Genomic DNA, 452 nt, shown 5'->3' on the forward strand with positions numbered 1-452 from the left:
GCTTTTAAAAGGTGAGAAAAAAGATATTAGTTTGATATTCCAAGTCAAAGGCGGGCAAGAAGTGCAATTCCTTAGTATTGATGATTTCTTGCAGAACCCTGCTTTGCTCAAAGATAATTACGAATTGATCGTGTCTGCAAATCAATAATACAATGGAAGATATTAAACGCAACGATAAAAAAGGAAAAAGAGGCTTCAAACGCCTCTATAATGCCTTTTTCTACTCGCTTGACGGCATCAAATCTGCGTGGAAAGAAGAAGAGGGATTTCGTCAAGTTTTCAGTATCAGTATCATTTTGAGTATTGTGGCTTGTTTCTTAGCACAAAGTTGGCAAGAACTTATCCTTTTAATCCTACCTTGTGTGATTTCTGTCATTGCTGAATTAGTCAATTCCGCGATTGAAAATGCGATTGATTTTACAAGTCTTGAGATTCACCCACTTGCTAAAAAA

General features: G+C 36.3%; 1 protein-coding gene. It reads left to right on the forward strand.

Annotated features, from left to right (window positions below; all coding sequences use genetic code 11):
• Positions 1-152 precede the first annotated feature (152 nt).
• The coding region (locus LS69_RS10160) for a diacylglycerol kinase (protein ID WP_138124742.1) at positions 153-452 on the forward strand (300 nt) is incomplete at its 3' end.

It is taken from the genome of Helicobacter sp. MIT 05-5294, assembly GCF_000765675.1.
GTDB lineage: Bacteria > Campylobacterota > Campylobacteria > Campylobacterales > Helicobacteraceae > Helicobacter_D.